Origin of the sequence: Pseudomonas sp. ANT_H12B, assembly GCF_008369325.1 — a bacterium.
In the GTDB taxonomy this organism is placed as follows: Bacteria; Pseudomonadota; Gammaproteobacteria; order Pseudomonadales; family Pseudomonadaceae; genus Aquipseudomonas.
This window is the reverse complement of record NZ_VOBI01000020.1, coordinates 84,245-101,712: the sequence shown is the minus strand read 5'-3', so window position 1 is coordinate 101,712 and position 17,468 is coordinate 84,245. Positions and strand designations below refer to the sequence as shown.

Annotated in this window: 17 protein-coding genes and 1 pseudogene; 4 read left to right on the top strand and 14 right to left on the bottom strand. The window is 59.1% G+C overall.

Annotated features, from left to right (window positions below; genetic code table 11):
* Positions 1–14: 14 nt before the first annotated feature.
* Entirely contained in the window at positions 15–1,172 is a 1,158-nt protein-coding gene (locus FQ185_RS25315; protein WP_149419819.1) for an efflux RND transporter periplasmic adaptor subunit, read from the bottom strand.
* Positions 1,173–1,437: 265 nt separating this feature from the next.
* On the opposite strand from FQ185_RS25315, the gene FQ185_RS25310 reads away from it, so the two are divergent.
* Complete coding sequence (locus FQ185_RS25310; RefSeq protein WP_149419818.1) at positions 1,438–2,139, top strand: response regulator transcription factor; 702 nt, start codon at positions 1,438–1,440, stop codon at positions 2,137–2,139.
* A 4-nt stretch (positions 2,140–2,143) separates the two neighbouring features.
* Positions 2,144–3,445, top strand: a complete 1,302-nt coding sequence (locus tag FQ185_RS25305) for an ATP-binding protein (RefSeq protein WP_149419817.1) — start codon at positions 2,144–2,146, stop codon at positions 3,443–3,445.
* 88 nt (positions 3,446–3,533) lie between these two features.
* Here the strand turns inward: FQ185_RS25305 and FQ185_RS25300 are convergent, their stop codons facing one another.
* Genes FQ185_RS25300 through FQ185_RS25285 form a run of 4 tightly spaced genes read right to left on the bottom strand, consistent with a single transcriptional unit; the run spans position 3,534 to position 5,978 of the window.
* Positions 3,534–4,310 carry an anti-sigma factor gene (locus FQ185_RS25300; RefSeq protein WP_149419816.1) on the bottom strand — a complete coding sequence of 259 codons (777 nt, stop codon included), beginning with the start codon at positions 4,308–4,310 and terminating at the stop codon, positions 3,534–3,536.
* Positions 4,307–4,804 carry a sigma-70 family RNA polymerase sigma factor gene (locus FQ185_RS25295; protein WP_218575898.1) on the bottom strand — a complete coding sequence of 166 codons (498 nt, stop codon included), beginning with the start codon at positions 4,802–4,804 and terminating at the stop codon, positions 4,307–4,309. Before FQ185_RS25295 ends, FQ185_RS25300 begins: the two co-directional genes overlap by 4 nt.
* A gap of 54 nt (positions 4,805–4,858) precedes the next feature.
* Positions 4,859–5,389, bottom strand: a complete 531-nt coding sequence (locus FQ185_RS25290) for a tetratricopeptide repeat protein (protein WP_149419814.1) — start codon at positions 5,387–5,389, stop codon at positions 4,859–4,861.
* A 28-nt stretch (positions 5,390–5,417) separates the two neighbouring features.
* Positions 5,418–5,978 carry a cytochrome b gene (locus FQ185_RS25285; RefSeq protein ID WP_149419813.1) on the bottom strand — a complete coding sequence of 187 codons (561 nt, stop codon included), beginning with the start codon at positions 5,976–5,978 and terminating at the stop codon, positions 5,418–5,420.
* A gap of 113 nt (positions 5,979–6,091) precedes the next feature.
* Between FQ185_RS25285 and FQ185_RS25280 the strand changes: the two are divergent.
* Positions 6,092–6,208 (top strand): annotated as a pseudogene (locus FQ185_RS25280) (SAM-dependent methyltransferase); the annotation flags it as partial.
* A 194-nt stretch (positions 6,209–6,402) separates the two neighbouring features.
* Here FQ185_RS25280 and FQ185_RS25270 read toward each other — a convergent pair.
* The 5 genes from FQ185_RS25270 to FQ185_RS25250 all read right to left on the bottom strand — a co-directional run bounded on the left by FQ185_RS25270 (position 6,403) and on the right by FQ185_RS25250 (position 10,572).
* On the bottom strand, positions 6,403–7,356 hold the full coding sequence (locus FQ185_RS25270) for a D-2-hydroxyacid dehydrogenase family protein (protein ID WP_149419812.1): 954 nt from the start codon (positions 7,354–7,356) through the stop codon (positions 6,403–6,405).
* A 13-nt stretch (positions 7,357–7,369) separates the two neighbouring features.
* The gene (locus tag FQ185_RS25265; protein ID WP_149419811.1) at positions 7,370–8,395 is read right to left on the bottom strand and encodes an alpha/beta fold hydrolase; all 1,026 of its coding nucleotides are present in this window, start codon (positions 8,393–8,395) and stop codon (positions 7,370–7,372) included.
* Positions 8,396–8,480: 85 nt separating this feature from the next.
* Positions 8,481–8,915, bottom strand: a complete 435-nt coding sequence (locus tag FQ185_RS25260) for a YqaA family protein (protein WP_149419810.1) — start codon at positions 8,913–8,915, stop codon at positions 8,481–8,483.
* Positions 8,915–9,361: a DUF411 domain-containing protein gene (locus FQ185_RS25255; protein WP_149419809.1), complete on the bottom strand. Its 447-nt coding sequence runs from the start codon at positions 9,359–9,361 to the stop codon at positions 8,915–8,917. The genes FQ185_RS25260 and FQ185_RS25255 overlap by 1 nt, the downstream gene beginning before the upstream one ends.
* A 215-nt stretch (positions 9,362–9,576) precedes the next feature.
* Positions 9,577–10,572, bottom strand: a complete 996-nt coding sequence (locus FQ185_RS25250) for an aldo/keto reductase (RefSeq protein ID WP_149419808.1) — start codon at positions 10,570–10,572, stop codon at positions 9,577–9,579.
* A 118-nt stretch (positions 10,573–10,690) separates the two neighbouring features.
* On the opposite strand from FQ185_RS25250, the gene FQ185_RS25245 reads away from it, so the two are divergent.
* Complete coding sequence (locus FQ185_RS25245; RefSeq protein WP_149419807.1) at positions 10,691–11,617, top strand: LysR family transcriptional regulator; 927 nt, start codon at positions 10,691–10,693, stop codon at positions 11,615–11,617.
* Here FQ185_RS25245 and FQ185_RS25240 read toward each other — a convergent pair.
* From FQ185_RS25240 to FQ185_RS25225, 4 genes are all read right to left on the bottom strand, one after another.
* The gene (locus FQ185_RS25240; protein WP_149419806.1) at positions 11,606–12,559 is read right to left on the bottom strand and encodes a GNAT family N-acetyltransferase; all 954 of its coding nucleotides are present in this window, start codon (positions 12,557–12,559) and stop codon (positions 11,606–11,608) included. The genes FQ185_RS25245 and FQ185_RS25240 overlap by 12 nt on opposite strands.
* On the bottom strand, positions 12,559–13,848 hold the full coding sequence (locus FQ185_RS25235; RefSeq protein WP_149419805.1) for an AMP-binding protein: 1,290 nt from the start codon (positions 13,846–13,848) through the stop codon (positions 12,559–12,561). The genes FQ185_RS25240 and FQ185_RS25235 overlap by 1 nt, the downstream gene beginning before the upstream one ends.
* Positions 13,849–13,912: 64 nt before the next feature.
* Complete coding sequence (locus tag FQ185_RS25230) at positions 13,913–16,315, bottom strand: aldehyde dehydrogenase family protein (RefSeq protein WP_149419804.1); 2,403 nt, start codon at positions 16,313–16,315, stop codon at positions 13,913–13,915.
* A gap of 1 nt (position 16,316) precedes the next feature.
* Positions 16,317–17,447, bottom strand: a complete 1,131-nt coding sequence (locus tag FQ185_RS25225; RefSeq protein WP_149419803.1) for an acyl-protein synthase — start codon at positions 17,445–17,447, stop codon at positions 16,317–16,319.
* Between the last annotated feature and the right edge of the window lie 21 nt (positions 17,448–17,468).

Below are 17,468 nucleotides of genomic sequence, written 5' to 3'. Positions count from 1 at the left end.
AAAAAGCGTCCTGCTTACTGACCAGAAACCTGGGCGAGTGGAAGAGGGGTGTTGTCGATCTGCACTTTCTCGCCGGGACGCGCATGTTGCAGGCCTTCGGTGACGATGCGGTCGCCAGGTTTGAGGCCCCCGGTGACGATCCAGCGATCGTTCTGCACGGCGCCCAGTTCGACCGGTTGCTGGCCGACCCTTTGTTCGGCGTCGAGCAGCAGCACTTGGGCGACACCGGCGCTGTCGCGCTGGATGGCCCGTTGCGGCACGCTGATGCCTTGCTGGTTGACCGCTTGTTCCAGACGCACCCGAACGAAGCTGCCGGGCAGCAAGTCGAGGTCCGGGTTGGGGAACTCGCTGCGCAGGATGATCTGGCCGGTGCCCGGGTCGACGGTGATGTCGGCGAACAGCAGCTTGCCCGGCAACGGATAGAGGCTGCCGTCGTCCTGGATCAGCGTGGCTTTGACCTGGTCCTGACCAACCTGCTGCAACTGGCCGGAACGGAACGCCCGGCGCAGGTCGTTGAGTTCACGAGTCGATTGGGTGAGGTCGGCGTGAATCGGGTTCAGCTGTTGAATCAACGCCAGCGGGGTGGTTTCGTTCTGCCCGACCAGTGCGCCTTCGGTGACCAGCGCGCGGCCGATGCGCCCGGAGATCGGTGCAGTAACGGTGGCGTATCCCAGGTTCAGTTTCGCCCGCTCCACGGCGGCCTTGTTGGCGGCGACGTCGGCAGCGGTTTGCCGGGCATTGGCCCGGGCGTTGTCGTAGTCCTGGCCGCTGATGGCGTTGCCTTCGATCAACTGGGCGTAACGTTGCTCTTGCAGTTTTGCCTGAAAGGCGTTGGCCTCGGCCTTGCGCAACGACGCTTGAGCGCTGTCCAGGTCAGCCTTGAACGGCGCCGGGTCGATACGGAACAAGACATCGCCTTTTTTTACGTCGCTGCCTTCGCGGAACGCTCGTTGCAACACGACGCCGGCCACTCGGGCGCGGACTTCGGCGATGCGTGGCGCGGCAATTCGCCCGCTCAATTCGCTGGAGATCGACAGGGGCCGGGCTTCGATGGTTTCGATTCGCACCGTGGCCAGTGGCGCCTGTTCCTCGGCGATGGAGGCCTTGTCACAAGCGCTCAGCGTCAACGCCAGCGCAAGCAGACTGAGCCTGGCAAGAAGGTTCTTCGACATGTAATACCCCAATAATGACCCCCAGCATGCTACGGGGAGGCGACGAGGGTAGCGGTGAAGCTTTGTAGGCGCTGTGTGAAATTGTGTAAGGGTTTTACTCAGGTGCGCCTGCGGGCGTATATCCTTTGCAGCTTGAAACTTTTTGCGACGGTTCTACCGTCATCGCGGGCAAGCCCGCTCTCACAGTTGAAATGCAGTCCCTGTGGGAGCGAGCCTGCTCGCGAAGGCGGTCAATCAGGCGCCACTGCACTTTCTGGAACACCCCATGCCCAACATCCTCCTGGTCGAAGACGACACCGCGCTCTCCGAACTGATTGCCAGCTACCTGGAACGCAACGGTTACTCCGTCAGCGTGATCAGCCGTGGCGACCAAGTGCGCGAGCGTGCGCGAGTCAATTCGCCGGACCTGGTGATCCTCGACCTGATGCTGCCGGGGCTCGACGGCCTGCAAGTCTGCCGCTTGCTGCGCGCGGATTCGGCCACGTTGCCGATCCTGATGCTCACTGCTCGTGACGACAGCCACGATCAGGTGCTGGGCCTGGAAATGGGTGCCGACGACTACGTCACCAAACCCTGCGAACCGCGGGTGTTGCTGGCCCGGGTGCGGACCTTGCTGCGGCGCAGCAGCCTCACTGAACCGCAGACGGCCAATGACCGCATTCTGATGGGCAACTTGTGCATCGACCTGTCCGAGCGCACCGTGACCTGGCGCGAGCAATTGGTGGAATTGTCCAGCGGCGAATACAACCTGCTGGTGGTACTGGCCCGGCATGCCGGTGAAGTCCTGAGCCGTGACCAGATTTTGCAACGCCTGCGCGGCATTGAATTCAACGGCACCGACCGCTCGGTGGACGTGGCGATTTCCAAGTTGCGGCGCAAATTCGACGACCATGCTGGCGAGGCACGCAAGATCAAGACGGTATGGGGCAAGGGTTACCTGTTCAGCCGTTCCGAATGGGAATGCTGAAACGATGTTCAGAATCCTGTTTCGCCTCTATCTGGTGACTATCGTCTCGTTCAGCGCGGCGATCTACCTGGTACCGGACCTGGTGATCAAGGTCTTCCATGAGCGCTTTGTCACCTACAACCTCGATTATTCACGAGGGCTGCAAACCCTCATCGTCAAGCAGTTTCACGCCGTGCCTCAGGAACAATGGCCGGCCTTGGCTGCTGAAATGGACAAGGAATTCGAGCCGCTGCACATCGTGCTGAGCGGTCACGATGATGCCGATTTCACCGCCGATGAGCGCGAACGGTTGCAGCGTGGCGAGAACGTCGTGCGCATTGGCGACTGGGCCTGGCGCACGCTGGCGGTGTCGCCGCTGAACTCGCAAACCGTGGTGCAAATGATCGTGCCGCCCGACCCGATTGACGTCAGCTTGTTGTACTGGAGCATCAACGTTCTGATCGGTGCGACCATGCTCGCTTGTCTGCTGCTGTGGCTGCGTCCTCATTGGCGCGACCTGGAACGCCTCAAAGGTACCGCTGAGCGTTTCGGCAAGGGGCATTTGAGCGAGCGCACGCAGATTGCCCCAAGCTCCAACATCGGCAGTCTGGCCAATGTTTTTGACACCATGGCGGGCGATATCGAGAACCTGCTCAATCAGCAGCGCGATCTGCTCAATGCCGTCTCCCACGAACTGCGCACTCCGCTGACACGACTGGATTTCGGCCTGGCGCTGGCGCTGTCCGACGATTTGCCCGCCGCCAGTCGTGAGCGTCTGCAAGGCCTGGTCGCGCATATTCGCGAACTCGATGAGCTGGTGCTGGAACTGCTGTCTTACAGCCGTTTGCAAAACCCGGCGCGATTGTCGGAACAGGTTGAAGTGTCGCTGGATGAGTTCATTGACAGCATTCTGGGCAGTGTCGACGAAGAGCTGGAATCCCCGGAGATCGTTATCGACGTGCTGCTCCACGGTCAGCTCGAACGCTTCAGCCTCGACCCGCGCCTGACCGCCCGCGCACTGCAGAACCTGTTGCGCAATGCCATGCGTTACTGCGAAAAACGCATTCAGATTGGTGTGCGGGTGTGTGCCAAGGGTTGTGAGATTTGGGTGGACGACGATGGGATCGGTATTCCGGATGATGAGCGGGAGCGGATTTTTGAACCGTTCTACCGACTGGATCGCAGTCGGGATCGGGCAACCGGTGGTTTTGGATTAGGGCTGGCAATCAGTCGACGGGCGCTGGAAGCTCAGGGCGGTACGCTGACTGCGCAAGATTCACCGCTGGGCGGGGCGCGGTTCAGACTTTGGTTGCCGACTTCAGCCTGACGTTTTCTTTGTAGCCGCTGCGGAGTAACTGATCGTTTCCACGCTCTGCGTGGGTACGATCAACGCAGCCTCGCAGCCTCGACAGCTGCTACGCGCTAAGCCGGCTTCGCAACAACTTCGCCATGTCTTCCAGTTCCGACGCCGGGTTATGCCCGATCAGCATCCAGGCGTGTTCCATGTCGGCCCAATAAACGACATTCATGCCACGCCGACGCTCGTGAGCAAAATGCCGGCTGCCGCTGTTGGAGCGTGTGACGCACAGCGCCATGGGACCATGCGCCGGGTCCAGATAGGTAATCTGGGCAATGGGCACGCCGTCGTATTCGAGGATTTGCGCGCGCTTGAATTCGGGGCGTGGCAGGGCGAGTTTCGTGGGCACGAGATTCAGGCCCAGGCGCTCGTCGATGATGCGTAATTGGGCGCGTTGTACCGCCTCGTCGGTGGGCAGGTGTTCTAGCGTTTGTGGCACGTAGAGCGACATATAGTCCGCCACCAGCCCTCGCCAGTTGCTCTTTTTCTGGCTCAATTGCCACCCGAGGAACAACCGGTCCGCCACGACACCACTCACCACCAACCCGGCCGCGGCCGCGAGGAACCAACGCCGATTCATGGCCGGGCGTTCCGGCGCAGGCAAGGTGTCGAGCATGGACTGCAAGCGATCCATGGGCGCCTGCCGACCTAACTCATCGTAGGCCTCCTTGAATGGCAGGCTGCTGCGGGCCAGCCATTGCAGGCGCAGGTTGAGCGTCGGGTCATCACCGATCGCCGTATCGATGCGTGCACGCTGCTCGCTGTCGAGCTGGTCGTCGAGGTAGGCCACCAGTTGTTCATCCGAAGGTATCGTCGGTCGTGCCCGGTCGTTCATCGACGTTCTCCAGTTGAAGGGTTCGGCACGGTGTGCAATGGCGGATACTCGGCCAGTTTCGCGCGTGCAGCGGCCAGGCGGCTCATGACCGTGCCGATGGGCACTTGCAGCACCTCGGCGACTTCGCGATAGGACAAGCCCTCGACGTAGGCGAGAAACACCGTTTCTCGCTGGGCTTCGGGCAGCGCATCAACGCGCCTGATCACCTGAGCCGCGAATACATGGGTTTGCGCCGCGTGTTCACCGTCGAACGACAAGGCGTTGTCGGCGTCCACCAGCCCTTGGCCATGACGCACCCGACGCGAGCGGACTTCGTTGAGCCAGATCGAATGCAGAATGCTCAACAGCCAGCGGTCCATGCGGCTGCCAGGCTCATACTGTCCGGCACGCTCGAGCGCTCGCACGCAGGTCGCCTGGACCAGGTCTTCGGCGACATGCCGTTGCCGGGACAACAGCAGGCCGTAGCGCCATAAACGCGCCAGGTGCTGGCCCAGTTCCGCCCTTATTGCCTGATCGCTGGCGATGGCGACCTCCGTCTGATCGGTGTGTCAGGTTTTCGACGAATCGTTGATGGCTTCGGCCAGGTCCTGGTATTGCTCGCAGGTGTTGCCGCAGATGGATTTGATCTGCTGCAACTGTTCCTGTGCGAGGTCCAGCCGACCTTTGATGACGTAGGCTTCGCCTAGGTATTCGCGCACTTGTGCGTACTGCGGATCAAGTTTGACCGATTGCAGGTAGTAGTTGATGCCTTCGTCGGTGCGCCCCAGTTTACGCGTGGCGTAGCCGCGATAGTTCAAGGCCTTGGCGGTGTTTGGCTCTTTGAGGGTGTCGAGCAGGGTCAGGGCCTCTTCGTAGCGACCGTCCTTGGCCAGGCGGTAAGCGTAATCGGTGCGGTCGGCGTCCGGTACCAGACTGCTGGTTTGCTTCAGGCACCTCTGTTGTTTGCTGTCCCAGACCTGACCTTTGGGGCAATTGGGTTTGGATGGCTCGTCGGCATCGCCGTTGGCGAATGCCAGCGAACCGGACAACGCAACGGCGAGCAGCAGTGGGGCGGTAAAAACAGCGAAACGGGTATTCATGAGCAACGCTCCACAGCGTTAATTTGTTTCAGTTCGAACCACGCCCCGGCAACATGCGGCGCAAGGTGTTATCTCGCAGGCCGTAATGGTGAACCAGCGCCATCACGGCATGCAGCCCGGCCAGAATCACGATCGCCCACGCCACTTGTTCGTGCAGGCCGCCAAACACCGACTTCATGCTTTTATCGAAGGTGATCAAGGTTGGGACATCGAACAGGCCGAAAAAGTTGAACGGTTCTGCCTGGGCCCAGCGAAACAGAAAACCCAACACGATCTGGCTCAGCAATAAGGCATACAGCGCCAGGTGCGCGGTTTTCGCCAGAATGTTCATCACGCCCTGATTGGCGGGCGGCAAACGCCGGCCACGGGACAGACGCCAGAGCAGCCGGCCGATGACGATCACCGCCAGCAGGATGCCGCAGGAAATGTGCAACGCCTGCAATTCCTTGCGCAGCGGCGTGCCTTTGGCCAGTTGCTCCCAGATCTGCGCGCTGGCGAACATGCCAATCACCAGCAATGCAGTCAGCCAGTGCAGGCTCATGGTCAGGCGGTCGTAACGTGCTGGCGTGTTCAGGTTTGGGCTGTTCATAGGCAATTCTCATCGCGATAAGAGGTGAACACCTCGGGGTGAACAATTATTCATTTCTTTGTGAGGGTCTTTGCAAGGAAAGCTCAAATCGAGGCGCTATGCTCGTCAGCATTTTCACCGCCCGACTGGTGGCGACGGGGACGCAGGTAATTGCCGTGGAACCGGTGCCACAGATGCTCGAGAAATTGTCCGAAGCCTTGCCTGAGGTGCTGGCCGTCAGCGGCACCGCCCGCCGAGCCTGAACTGCGTGGAAAGGACGTAGTGACGGTGCCCTATGAGACCGTGGCGTTTGTGGCAGTGAAGGGCAGTTAAATCGGTGGTAAGGCCATTCGCGAGCAAGTCGCACCGCCGCTCCCGTTTGATCTGTGTCGCTCACAAAATCAGTGTGGGAGCGAGCCTGCTGGCGAAGAACGATGACTCGGTATCAGCTCAGTAGACGAATCGGTTCTCCCGCCGCCCACGCCTGAATGTCCTCGATCATCTGCGAGAAGAACTGGTGGTAGTTCTGCTGGCTGACATACCCGACGTGGGGCGCGGCGAGCACATTGTCCAGGGTTCTGAACGCATGATGAGACGGCAAGGGCTCATGCTCGAAGACGTCCAGCGCAGCCCCGGCCAGCCGCTGTTTTTGCAGCGCTTTGATCAGCGCCGCTTCATCGACAATCGGCCCACGGGCGGTGTTGACCAGCAGTGCTGTGGGCTTCATCCAGTCCAGTGCCTGGGCGTCGACCAATCCCCGACTGCGGTCACTGAGCACCAGATGCACCGACAACACATCGGTTTGTTCGAACAGTTCCTGCTTGCTGACGTAGGTCACGCCGACTTCGGCTGCACGTTCGGCCGTCAGGTTTTCGCTCCAGGCGATCACCCGCATGCCAAACACCTGACCGAACTGGGCAACACGTGTGCCGATGCTGCCCAGACCCAGGATGGCCAAGGTTTTGCCATGCAGATCGCCACCCAGACTTTGCTGCCACTTGCCTGCGCGCAAGGCATTGGCCTCGGCCACCAGGTTGCGGGTCGCAGCCATGATCAGCGCCCAGGTCAGCTCCGGCGCGGCGTGCTTGTAACTGTCAGTGCCGCAGACCTGGATGCCCAGCGCTGCGGCGGCTTTGAGGTCGAGCGCGGCGTTGCGCATGCCACCGGTGACCAGCAGTTTGAGTTTTGGTAAACGTCGCAGCAGGTCCTCATCGAACCGGGTGCGTTCGCGCATCACGCAGATCACTTCGAACTCGCCCAAACGGGCTGCCAGGGTTTCGTTGTCGGCAGGGTAGTCATGGATAAAACTCACCTGGCCGATGTCGTCCAGCACCGACCAGTCCACCACGTCACGGGCCACATCCTGCCAGTCATCAATCACTGCAATCTGCACAGCCATCAGCCTTACCTTATCAATGAACGGGGTTGGTTTTGTTCAGCCAGGCGAGCAAAGCCTGGTGGAATTTCACCGGTTCTTCCATCTGCGGCGCGTGGCCCATGCCGGGGAACTCGACCAGCGTCGATTGGGGAATCAGTTTCGCCACTTGTTTGCCGAGTACATCGTAATGACCGATTTTCGCCTTGACCTCGGGCGGCGCGATGTCTTTGTTGATGGCGGTGGTATCGGCGGTGCCGATCAGCAACAGGGTCGGCACTTTCAGGTCCTTGAACTCGTAGTACACCGGTTGGGTGAAGATCATGTCGTAAATCAGTGCCGAGTTCCACGCCACCGCAGTTTTGCCCGGGCCCTTGGCGAGGCCCGCGTACATGTCCACCCAGCGGTCGAATTCGGGCTTCCAGCGGCCGTCGTAGTAAGTGCTGCGTTGGTAGTCGTGGATGCCCTGCGCCGTCACTTTCAGTTCGCGCTCATACCATTGGTCCACGGTGCGATACGGCACGCCGAGGGCTTTCCAGTCTTCCAGGCCGATCGGGTTGACCAAGGCCAATTGTTCGACCTGATCGGGGTATTGCAACGCATAGCGAGTAGCGAGCATGCCGCCGGTGGAGTGCCCGAGCAGGGCGGCCTTTTGTATGCCGAGGGCCTTGAGCAGTTGCTGGGTGTTGGCCGCCAGTTGCTGGAACGTGTATTGATAGTTGTCCGGCTTGCTGGAGGTGCAGAAACCAATCTGGTCCGGGGCGATGACCCGGTAACCGGCCTCACTCAGGGCCTTGATCGAACTGTCCCAGGTCGCACCGCAGAAATTCTTGCCGTGCATCAGCACCACGCTGCGTCCGTTGGCCTTGCCGTGGGCGGCGACGTCCATGTAACCCATTTGCAGGGATTTGCCCTGAGACTCAAAGGCGAAATGCTTGACCGTATAGGGATATTCGAAACCTTGCAGCTGCGGGCCATATTCCGGGCCTTCGGCGTGGGCAATGACGGGCAGTGCGGCGCTCAGCAGCAGGGCGGGTAGCCAGCGGGAGAGGGTTGGGGACATGGGTGAACTCCATTGGAAATCGGCCGATGCTGGAACGGCATGATTAGGGCGACATTAAACACAGGCAATCGAGGAGGGTGATCGTTCAACTCATCCAGCCCAATGTGGCGAAGGCCAGGACGCCATAACGGGCGCCCTTGGCGAGAGTCACGATCAGCAGGAATCGACCCAGTGGCTCGCGCATCACACCGGCCACCAAGGTCAGCGGATCACCGATAACAGGCACCCAACTCAGCAGCAATGACCAATGCCCATAGCGTTGATAGTGAAGTCGGGCTTTGTCCAGATGACGCGGGCTGACCGGAAACCAGCGTCGGTCACGAAACCGCTCGATGCCTCGGCCCAGCCACCAGTTCAGTAGCGAGCCCAAGACATTGCCCAGGGTCGCGACCGCCAGTAGCGACCAGAGCCAATACTTGCCGCTGAGCAACAGTCCCACCAGCACCGCTTCGGACTGCAAGGGCAGCAAGGTTGCCGCACCGAATGCCGCGAGGAAGAGCCCGATGTACGCACCGAACATCAATGGGCGGGGTAGTCCGCCACCACCATGTCAGTGCCATCCTTTTTCAGGCCGATCACCTGATAGGCATCGCTCATGCCGTCCATTTCCATGCCGGGTGAACCCATGGGCATGCCGGGGGCGGCAACGCCCAACAGATCGTCGCGCTTGCTCAGCGCCAGCACCTGATCGGCCGGCACATGGCCTTCGACGAATTTACCGTTGATCAAACCGGTGTGGCACGACGCCAAGCGCGGCGGAACACCGTGTTGTTGCTTGAATTCACTCATGTTGGATTCGACGTGATCTTCGACCTTGAAGCCGTTGGCCTCCAGATGGCTGATCCATTTTTTGCAGCAACCGCAATTGGCGTCGCGGTGGACTTCAATCGGGATCAGGTCAGCGGCCTGGGCCAGGGAGGAGATGAACAGGGCGCTCAGGGCGACCAGACGCAGGTGGGTTCGCATGGGGGATCTCGTTTCGGATTGCGGCCAAAAAAATGCATTCTGACCATTTTTCCCGGTCAGGCATTCAAGGTGTGTTTCGAAGTAATACAAAACCGGGCCGTTTGATCATCGTAGATCAAAGCTGTCAGTCAGATGAGGTGCGCATTACAAAGTTGTCAGGTTGGCCGCTGAGCGCCGGCGTCGGCGTCGGCGTCGGCGCTCAGGGTAAGGTGGGGTTAGCGGTCCAGCAACTTCATGACCTCTTCCGGATAACGCAAGCCGGCGGTGGCATTCGCCGGGAATATTGCTTCAAGGGCGTGCAATTCTTCGCGGCTCAGCTTCACGTCCAGCGCTGCCACATTCTCTTCCAGGTATTTACGTTGTTTGGTCCCCGGAATCGGGATCAAGTAATCGCCTTGGGCCAGCACCCACGCCAGTGCCAATTGGCCGGCCGTCACGCCTTTTTCTGCGGCCAGGTCCTGCACTTGCTGCACCAACACTAGATTTTTCGCGAAATTCTCCCCTTGAAAACGCGGGCTGAAGCGACGGTAGTCGTCCGCCGCGAAATCATCGGGACTTTTCAGTGCGCCGGTTAGAAATCCCCGGCCCAGCGGGCTGTAAGGGACGAAGGCGATTCCCAGGCGTTGACACGCGGCGAGGCAACCGTTCTCCTCCTGATCGCGGCTCCACAAGGAATATTCGCTTTGCAGTGCACTGATCGGATGGACCTTGTGTGCCCGCTCCAGCGTCGCGCCCGAGGCTTCGCTCAAACCCAGATAACGAACCTTGCCGGCCTTCACCAATTCGGCCATCGCGCCGACGGTTTCCTCGATGGCCACGTGTGGGTCGATGCGGTGCTGGTAGTACAAGTCCAGGGTTTCAACGCCAAGACGCTTGAGGGTGCCGTCGATAGAGGCTCGTATATAGTCCGGTCGACCGTTGACGCCCCGCGCAACCGGGTTTGCCGGGTCGCGGACGATGCCGAATTTACTCGCCAGAAACACCTGGTCACGCTTGCCGACGATGGCTTTGCCGATCAGTTCTTCGTTGGTGTGTGGGCCGTACATGTCGGCGGTGTCGAGCAGGTTGATCCCCAACTCCAGCGCGCGATGCAAAGTGGCCGTGGCTTCGCGGGTGTCGACGCCCGTTGTGTAGAAATCAGTCATGCCCATGCAGCCCAGACCGATCGCGGAAACCTGCGGGCCGTTTTTGCCCAGTTGACGTGTTTGCATGACATCAGCTCCCTGTGAATGTGAACCCCATTGTTGACGTCGACAGAAACAAGTTAAACCGGCTAAAACTGCTATCACTGTTTGTAGTTTCTAAATAATCAGCCGGTATGCCCAAGCTATGGACCGTTTCAATGCGATGCGCGTGTTCACCCGAATTGTTGAGCTCGGCGGTTTTGCCAAAGCGGCGGACAGCCTGCAATTGCCGCGTGCTTCGGTGACCATTCTGATCAAGCAACTGGAAGCACACCTTGGAGTGCAATTGCTGCAACGCACCACGCGTCAGCTCAGTCTGACGCTCGACGGCGCAGCCTATTACCCCCGTTGCGTGCGATTGCTGGCGGACCTGGAGGAAACCGAAGCGGTGTTCTCAGCTGCCCGTCACAACCCTAAAGGGCTGCTGCGAATGGACATGCCGTCGGGAATAGGGCGTTTGATCGTCATTCCGGCATTGCCGGATTTCACCGCCCGGTATCCCTTGATCGAACTGGAAATCGGCTTGAATGACCAGCCTGTGGACCTGATTCGCGAAGGCGTCGATTGCGTGCTGCGTGGTGGCTCGTCCCTGGACGATTCGTTGGTAGCGCGCCCGCTGGTCATGCTGGACCAGGTGACGTGTGCCAGCCCCGAATACTTAAAGCGTCATGGGACGCCTCAGTGTCTGGCGGACCTTGAAGGCCATCAGATGGTGGAATATTTCTCCAGCAGCAGCGGTAAGCGTTTCGGGCTCGAATTCATGGTCAATGAGCAGATACAGCTCGTTGATCTGCCCAAGCAGGTCGCGGTCAACAGTGCCGATGGTTATCTGGCCGCCTGTGAGGCGGGATATGGTTTGGTCCAGACCCCCTACTATCATGTCGCCCGACAATTGAAGGAGGGTCGTTTGATTGAACTCCTGAGGGAGGTGCCGCCACCGGCTATGCCGCTGACGGCGCTTTATCCGCCCCATCGCCAGTTGTCACGGCGGGTGCGGGTGTTCGTCGACTGGATGGTGGAGCTTTGCGCACTGCCGGGAAATGATTTTTATCGAAGAGACTCAGGCAGCTGAGCGAGTTTTGTCCAGTGCTGTGGCACTTGCATGGGCGGTATCGTTTAGTTGTAAGTCGTCATGCAACTGTTGCATGTGCGGGCAGTGCAGGTTGAGATGCCGAGGCTGACTCCCTCGATGGAACAGTGCGAACCACCCGCTATTGAATGGCGTAGGCATAAGCCCGGTAAAGGCAAAGCCAAGGGCCGTCAATTTGCGCAAATCCTCGGCAAAGTGCCGCGTCAATTGGAGTTTGGCCGAGATCAGCCAGTGCATGGGCAGTTGTCGGATCTGCTCGAGTAAACGTTTGTTCAAACGCTGAATGACCATCTCAAATCTTTGATGATGTTGTTTGAGTTGCAGGGGCAGTGAAGGCCGCGGTATTGCGGCTGGGTGAGTTCCGAACACTGAACACAAGTGCTGCATGAACCCCCGATAGCTTTCGGGCCACTGGATGTCGGGGAGGGGGCGTGTGTGTCCTTCGATCACGTGCAAACCCATCACGATGGTTTCCGGGAGCGGCTCGGCGAAGGGCGACGGTACGTAGTCGGGAAGCAATCCAGTGCTGTGGAAACCGACGCTGTTTGCCATACGTTGAGTGTAGAAATGGTGAGTCACTTGTTTGATCGAGACACTGTTGAAACCCAGCGACCCAGACAGCGACAGCAACTCCCGACCCAGACGGGTGGCGATACTCTGCCCTCGCGCGGCGGGATGTACCGCGCTCAAGGCCAGTTCCGGGGTACTGGAAGGCGTTTCATAGCACAACGCTGCATGCCCGAGAATGCGTTCGTCGTCCATCGCCAGCATGGACTTCCAACGCCCGTCGACATTGTGCTGATTGATCATGTTCGGCAGGTAAACATCCGGCTGAACGTAATGATCGCCATAGACCTCGCGAAACAATCGGCTCACGGCACAGGCATCGGATGGCCGGTAAGGCCGAAAAATAATAGGGCGCATCAGGCAGGCTCCACCAACGGTACGTCATACATGCGCAAATCCTGCACTCGCAGTTGTTTGCCGGAGCGGGGATGAAGTGTCAGCTCCGTGGCCGCACAGGCAACGATTCGCAAATCCAGCTGACCCGCACGGCTCAGTCCGTCGATGGTGGGGTAGTGAGTAACCAGCGCATCACGCAGCGCCTGGTGCACCGGCTCAATGGCTTTTGACTGGGTTTCGGGTACCCATTTCACACTCAGGATGTCCTTGCATCCGGACTGTTCAATGAGCAATTGCCATTGATCAGTGTTGGCGATGCGCTGAACGATTTCGCTTATTTCGTCGGTCAATAACGACAGCACGCCCACCCGTATCCGCTGACTGTGCGCGCTACGTCCTTTGAGCGCGAATTTGCGCCTTGGGGTTGCGCCGGGTTCACGCCAGCAGGCACGGTCACCCACCGGATAACGCACCAGCGGCATGAGCCGGCGCGTCAGACTGGTCACCACTAACTGGCCGGTGCGATCGCATTCCTCAATGACTTCACCGGTGAGTTCATCGACGATTTCCAGGAGGGTGTGTTCTTCGAACACGCGGTGCTCGCCCAATGCACAGTCGCGGTCAGTGGCACCGATCAGACCGGCGTCTACGCTGGCATAGCCGATAGAGGCAATGCGAGCGTTGGGAAATACTTCCGTGAGAATGGCCAGTTGCGGGGCAAACAGGCTTTCCCCGCCATAGAGCAGTGTCTCGATCCCGCACAACACTCGTCCATGCTGACTCAGATACGCGGCGAGTTGCAGTAATTGTGCCGGTACGCCGGCCAGAACGTTGACACGATGCTGTGCAATGGCATCCGCCAAGACGTCCAGCTCGACGTGTCCGGTAAATGGAAACTCGCAGATGGATCGCCCGACATGGGCCAATGAGTCGTGGATGAACAGAAAGCTTGCGTAAAGATCACCGGAAAAAAACAGATTGGCGACCCGGTCGCCGTCGTTCAGTTGAGAGGACAAACTTTGTCCAAACGTGCTGACCATTACTTGCCATTCGCTATAGGTGTAGATTGCCAGTTTTCCCTGGCTGGTCGAACCGCCGGTTTTAAACACCAGCGCATCGTCGACATTTCCGGTGAGGACCGGCCAATGACTCAAATCATTGCTGCCAGCCCAATAGTCAGCCACGTTGGTAAGCGGCACATCGTTTAAAGTAAGCCTCTCTTGTTGTAAGTGCTGCAGTTGATGGCAGTAAAAGTTGGAATGTTGCCGTATATAAGACAATAGTTGTTCAAGCGAAAATAGTGTTTTCACTGGATCCTCTTTTTATCAGGCGTCTTGCTTAATGGACAAAGGCACGGATTAAAGCAGTCTGTTTTTATTTTCTTTTATCAATAACCAGTGGCGTCTTGCCGCTGTGTTTGTTTCGTGTGAATTTTTGTTCGGTGCATGTTTCAACTTCAACAATTAACAATGCGGCCTTTACGGCATTCGCCAGCGCTCCATGGCTGAGTAGTTTTTCGTGAACCTGGTGGGTCTCCGCATCCACCAACACTTGCAACCGCTCGACGCCATCAGGTGCGTAGTCCAGAACAATTTGAATGGGCGCGCCAACGCTATGTTCCAGGGCCGAGGGTGAAATGAACTCCGTACCGATGCGCACCAGTTTGCCGTGCCGCTGGAGCAGTTCGAATCGGGGTGAGTCCAGCCCGCACGGACAGGCGCCGGGTATCCAGCGACCGGTGTCTCCAACGTCATATCGATGCACGGTTTGGCCTTGCCGTGCTCGTGAAGTGAACAATAGGCGACCGATCTCATCAGCCTGGGCAGGTACGTCCTGATCGATATGCACGATTTCCAGATGCTGGGTGTCGCACATCAAGTGAAACACGCCGTCCGGGGACGCCGAACAAGCATGCCCCAGGGGGCCCGCGTCGACGGAGCCATAGATGGCCGAGCGGATCGTCGCAACCCCGCAGCTTTCCATCAGTTGCCGACTGGCCTGGCCCGGATGCTCGCCGCCGAGAAACACTTTGCCGATGCCGGCGTACGCCCGCAGCCTTGTCTGCTCATTGAGAAACAGACGATGCAAAGTACTCGGCATGCCGATCAGCACGGTGACACGCTGATCTACGATCAGTTGGGAGATTTCGCTGAAGTCATCGTCCTGAGGGGCTCCCATGGGGAAATGCGTAACGTGCATCTGTTCAAGAATTTTTGAAAAACTGAAGAACCCACCATAAAGGCCGCCGCCGTAAAACAGGTTCATGACCCGGTCATGGGATGGGTCGAGGCCGGCGGCGAACATCCCGTCAGCCGCGGCACGCATCTGCCGTTGAAAGTCGCGATAGCTGAAACCGGCCAGGGTCGCAATTCCGCTGCTCCCTCCAGAGCGGAAATATAGCTGTGCCGCGGCGCCCATCGGCTGGGTCGTAAACGTGTTTTTGTCCATGATCGGGTCATTTGCGGTGTCGGGGGCGGACGGGACCGGGTCGAGTGTTGCATGGCCCGGCAAAACATCTGGCGGCAGACTCACCGAGAGGCGACGACTCAAACGCGTCAGTGCGTAGACGCCATCATGGGGCTCCCCTGCATAGCCGTCATGAATCGACCCGCATGGCGCAATACGGGTAACGCCGGCATTGACCAGCGTTCGAACAAGTCCTGGTGTCTGCGTCCAGGGGCAAATCAGTGCGCAGCTTTGCAGGACTGTGCGCCAAGGCAGAAGTGTCTCGGCGATCAGGTGTTGCGGTACGGGTTTGAGCAGGACCGTACGAAACAGGGGAGAAGGGGCCAGCGACTGATTGTGCTCCCAGATGACACGCCATCCCTGGCCGGCCCAGACCTGACCGGTCTGGTTCGCAAAACAATGATCCAGTTGTGCCATCACTGTGCGGGTGGTGATCTCCGAAGCCTCCTGGTCTGTTGGCACCAACGCCGGCCAGTGCGGCGCGCGACGGTTGAAGGCTTCGCCCAGACGTTCTCCGAGGTCGCGCAACACGGCCGGATCGTTGCTGTCCACCAGCACCCATTGCGGGCTGGAACACGCCTGCTGATCCAGACTGCAAACCTCATTCACCAGCGCATCCAGTGTCGAAGGAGTGGCAGCGTCAGGCGACAGGTAAGCGAAACTGATCCTGTGTCCCCAATCGATCCATCGACATCCCGCCGGGATCTGCTGGCGGATCGCCTTGAGCGCCTTTTCACCGCCCCAGGCTGCCACGCCATCGGCGTGAGTGCAGAGCTGCGCTATCTGTGAGGTGCTCACGGGCATCACTGCGACGAATTCGGCAAGCCTGCCACTGGTGTCGCAACTCACCAGCGCGGCCAGCAATTGCGCGGTCAAGCCTTCATCGCTGGAGCTGGGGCGCAACCAGTTGATGTTGCCGGCCAGCAGGCTTTCGAGTACCGCACAAAACGCCAGCATCGGTGCATTTCCTGGCGTGATGTGCACCACCAGACCCAGCGGATGCCAGCTTTCAAAATGCGCGTGTCGGTATTCGATACGCCTCAGCGAACGCGGTTGCGCTCCCAATTCCCGCTCAAGCTTTGTGCTCAGGTGGGTGCGCTGACAGAAATCGATAAGCCCCAGGCGTTGATCATCTTCGAGGGGCAGCGCCAGGCTGCGATTTTGCAACAGTGCGGCAAAACGCGCCGCAGACTCAATGACGGTATCGCTGTCGATCGGCGTGTTCAGCCGCCGGGGCAATTGTTTCTGAAGAAAATCGAGCGTTGTCTCGAGGGTGACGTCGTCACGCAGTTGGCCATCAACCAGGTACATATCAAGCCCCCCCGATCAGTTCGGAGGCCGCCATGGCGCAACTTCGACTGGCGGTAGTTCCGGCACGTCCATGCAGCTCGAACCAATCGGTCGTCAGGCCGCAACCGCAGCTTGCGCCCGGGTGCAGCGTTGCCAGATCACCCATGACAACCGCATGTGCCGGGCTGGAAGAAATGTACGGAGAGACAAACTCCAGCAAACCGCGCTGACCGTAGGGTTGAACAGTGAAGTCGGATGGATTGCGCACAAAAACCTTCGAATAGACCGGGACATGGAAATGATGGTGGGCACACTGGATGTAAGGCACCGCGTGCTCTACCGCGCCGTAACCGTCCCGACAGCGGGACAGATCAATACCCAATTGGCGATTGATTCGGGCATACAACTCAAGCAAGGGAATTTCCTGGGCTGACTGGGTTTTCCAGCCGCCACCCAGAAACACCAGCGACTGGTCAGGCAGCTTGAGATTCGCTGCAGTGGTGTCTTCCATGTGCTTTAACGCATAGGAAAGGAACGCCGGAAACCCGAGAATCCGGACGGGCAACCCCTCGTCAGCAAATTCCTGCAAGGCGCGAACGACCCCGAACAGGTCGAACTCGTGACCGTTACCCGTCCGACGCAGCCCATACACAACCCGGTTCACTGGCGCATAACTGCAGAGAAACTGGTCGGTGTAGGCAGTGCCCAAGGTGATGGCTGCCTCGGGTTCGTAACTCAGGAGCAAGTAATTACAGGGGCTGTCCGGGGTCTCCCAGCCGTAGTGCCGAAAAATGTGGCTCACCATGCCCTGGGCCGCGGACATGCTGCGCTGGTCATAGCGCATGCGACTCTTCTGGCCGCTGGTGCCTGACGATGTCAGTTCCAGTGCGCCTTCGCCCGTTGGACCGAACAACAAGTGACGTTTGAAATAGTTGGCGAAGATCGGCGGCAGTCTTGACCAGTCATCCAGTGTTTCCAAGTCCCGGGCATTGAGCCCGTTTGCGTTCAGCCAGCGTTCGTACCCCGGCGTGTGGTGACAATGGAAGAGGCTGATTTCCCCCATTGCCTGATCGAATAGCCCCTCGGGCACGGAATCCAGGCAATAGGGTTGCGTTAACGCGCAGAGCGCATCGGTGTGGGGTAAATGGATCATGGATAGACCTGTTGTGTGGGA